The organism is Rubneribacter badeniensis (assembly GCF_002899695.1).
Lineage (GTDB): Bacteria > Actinomycetota > Coriobacteriia > Coriobacteriales > Eggerthellaceae > Rubneribacter > Rubneribacter badeniensis.
The window spans coordinates 1-2,354 of record NZ_PPEL01000155.1 but is presented as its reverse complement, the minus strand read 5'-3'; the positions used below and the strand labels follow the sequence as shown (position 1 = coordinate 2,354).

2 protein-coding genes and 1 pseudogene are annotated in these 2,354 nt (G+C 72.3%); all 3 read right to left on the bottom strand.

The window, feature by feature from the left end:
- Positions 1–123 precede the first annotated feature (123 nt).
- Complete coding sequence (gene fmt / locus C2L80_RS13395) at positions 124–1,077, bottom strand: methionyl-tRNA formyltransferase (RefSeq protein WP_087196218.1); 954 nt, start codon at positions 1,075–1,077, stop codon at positions 124–126.
- A 2-nt stretch (positions 1,078–1,079) separates the two neighbouring features.
- Positions 1,080–1,622, bottom strand: a complete 543-nt coding sequence (gene def / locus C2L80_RS13390) for a peptide deformylase (protein WP_171900040.1) — start codon at positions 1,620–1,622, stop codon at positions 1,080–1,082.
- A 256-nt stretch (positions 1,623–1,878) separates the two neighbouring features.
- Positions 1,879–2,354, bottom strand: a pseudogene (locus C2L80_RS13385) (DNA primase); the annotation flags it as partial.

Below are 2,354 nucleotides of genomic sequence, written 5' to 3'. Positions count from 1 at the left end.
CCCTTGCCCTTGCCGCCGGACGCGTCCGCGCGCCCTCCACCTCGGCGCGGGGCGCCCTTGCCCTTGCCACCGCGCGGGCCGCCAGAGCGGCCGTCTTGGGGACGCCGGTTGTCGCTTCGCTTCTCAGACACGTGGTTCCTCCCAGGTCAGGTTTCCGTCTTTGATGCCATGGACGCCGGCCGCGAACGCCTTGGCGTCCATGGCCTGCTTTCCGTCGGGCTTGCAGGAGAGCACCTCGAGCGCCCCATCGGCCGCGCCGAGGAGAAGCCGCTTGCCGGCGAAGCGCACCCCGCCGGAAGCAAGACCCTCCGCAAGCGCGCGCGCCTCCCCCTCCGCCTCCGAAGCGCGCAGCACCGTGAGGCTCCGGCCCGCCACGACCGCGCGCGAAGGATGCGCGGCGCTCGAGGCGAGAACCCTTCGCGCGAGGATGCCCGCAGGAGCTTCCGGCGAGAGGTCGAGCTCGCCCTTGCCCACCTTCTCTGCGTAAGTGGCCCGGCCCTCGTCCTGCTCGGTCCACGCATCGACACCGCGCTCCACCCGAACAAGCGCCGTGAGCAGGGCGTGCGACCCGAGATCGGCCAGCTCCTCGGTCAGATCCACCGCGCTCTTGCCAGCGACCGAGGTCGTGCGGCACACGCAGTAGGCGCCCGTGTCCAAACCCTCCTCCATGCGCATGACGCACACGCCCGTCTCCTCGTCGCCCGCCAAGATGGCGCGCTCGATGGGCGCGGCGCCGCGCCAGCGCGGCAGAAGCGACGCGTGCACGTTGAGGCATCCGTGGCGGGGCAGGTCGAGCACGGCCTTCGGCAGGATGGCGCCGTAGGCCGCCACGCAGACGACGTCAGGAGCGAGCGCCGCCAGCTCGCGCTGCACGGCCTCGTCGCGCAGCGTGCGCGGCGTGCGCACGGAGAGCCCCAAGCGCTCCGCCGCCGCCTTCACCGCGGACGGTTCGAGGCGCTTGCCGCGCCCGCGCACGGCATCGGGGCGCGTGTAGACGGCGACCACCTCGTGCTGCTGCGCAAGATCCTCCAGGATGGCCGCCGCGAACTTTGGCGTGCCCATGAACACGACGCGCATCGTCAGCGCACCCGCGCTTCCACCGAAGTCTCGCCGGGGCGCGCGCCCGCGGCCAAGGCCAGCTCGTAGTCGCGCAGCGCCTGGATGCGCGCGAGGGGGTCGCAGCGCTCGAACATCGTGACGCCGTCGAGGTGGTCGAGCTCGTGCTGCAGACAGCGGCCGAGCAACCCGTCCCCTTCGATCTCCCACTCCTCGCCGTCCAGATCGAAGTAGCGCACGCGCGCGAACGGAGGACGGGCGATGGGCACGGAGATGCCGGGGCACGACAGGCACCCCTCGCCCTCCACGACCGGATCGCCCTGCGTCTCCACGAGCACGGGGTTCACCAGCACGAGCGGGTTCTGCTCGCCGTCCTCCTGGTCGCAGTCCACCACCACGAGGCGCTTCGTCACGCCCAGCTGAGGGGCGGCCAGGCCGCACCCGTCGTTTTTGTACATGGCCTTCGCCATCTGCCGCGCCAGCTTGCGCAGGCTCTTGTCGTCCAGCTCGCACGGCTCGCACACCGTGTTGAGGATGGGATTCGGGGATCGCACGATGGATACCATGGTCAGCACGCCCTTCCGTCGAAGTGTAAAGCGCCGCAGGTCGCGACGCGGAAAGGTTCCGTCGGCCATTGTCCGCAATCGCGGTCGCCTTGTCCAGACCGCAGGGAAAGTTCCACAGAACGCCGCCAGCTCGAAACCGCCCGAAACCGGAACTGGGGAAGGCTCTCTCTTGGCCGCGGGGGCACGAGGGCGCGCCGCGAAGCCTCAGTCGAAAGCGCGCCGCGAGGCGCATGCGCGCCGCCGGCCCGCGGCGCTCCTACCCTGCCGGCTTGTGGGCGGCGCGGCGGCGGGCGAGGTCCTTCTGCATGGCAGCCACCGTCTCGAACAGCATCTCGTACTCGTCGGCGGGCAGACGGGCGGGATCGGCCAGCTGCGCGCGCAGGGCGGCCACGGCGTCCTCCGCGTCGCCGATGGAGAGCTCCTCCACGAGGAAGGCCGCCAAGCGCTCGTCGCTCGCGCCGCCCGCGGGCGCGCCGGCCGTCAGCAGGTTCGCCGCTGCGGGCAGCCGGCGCGCGGCATCGGTGACGATGCGGGCTGGCGGGGCCGCGGGATCGTCGGCGAGCGTGTCGAGCACGCTCTGGGCCACCTCCGCACTCGCGCGGTCGTGCCACTGCGTCTGGGCGAGCGCGTCGGCGTGGGCGAGCGCCAAATCGGGACGGCGCGCTGCAAGTGCGAGCAGCTGGTGCTCGAAGCGCCGCCGGCTGCGCTCGGCCGACGACAGCGTCCCCCGCC